The 631-nt window shown below is 39.0% G+C and carries 1 protein-coding gene; it reads left to right on the forward strand.

Annotated features, from left to right (window positions below):
• A partial coding sequence (locus AS194_RS02200) for a helix-turn-helix domain-containing protein (protein ID WP_152978586.1) occupies positions 1-375 on the forward strand: 375 nt, incomplete at its 5' end.
• Positions 376-631: the final 256 nt, after the last annotated feature.

A 631-nucleotide genomic window follows, 5' to 3' on the forward strand; every position in this document is an offset into this window, starting at 1 on the left:
CGATTATCTCAAGATGATTTTGCAATTCTAAAGCAGCGTATCAAAGACAAAGGCTTGCGATTGGTGGTGGCTGATCTACCAACGACGCATACAGTTAATAATGGCATGACAGGTGAGATCCTAACAGTGATTAACCATATGCTGATCGACTTATTAGCAACGATGGCAAAGCTTGATAACGACAAGCGTAGAGAGCGTATCAAGCAGGGATTGGCTAACAGTGGCTATAAGCCCTCCGGTAAGAAGCCTAATACAACGAAACACAATCGTATTAGAGAATTAGACAGTCAAGGCAATATGACAAAAGAGGAAATCGCTAAGGCAGTTGGTGTTGGCGTAGCTACTGTTTACCGGGTGTTAAAGCCAGGCTCATAGCTGAGGTATTTTATTTTATTTTTTTTCATAAACAGCTGATATATAAGGCTTTACACGCGAGGCAAGAAGGCTTTATTTGCAGAAATAGGTACTCTATTACTACGTAGCTGTGTTAAGAACGGTGTATTTTCATCATTCAATTTCGTTCAATTATGCCCACTTAAAACGCCCTTCGATCTTTATCTAAAGACATCACAGCGTCATATAAAAATCGATTTAATGCAATGAGGCTTCATTATAATCATTATATTGCATT

The organism is Psychrobacter piscatorii (genome assembly GCF_001444505.1).
Classification (GTDB): domain Bacteria; phylum Pseudomonadota; class Gammaproteobacteria; order Pseudomonadales; family Moraxellaceae; genus Psychrobacter; species Psychrobacter piscatorii_B.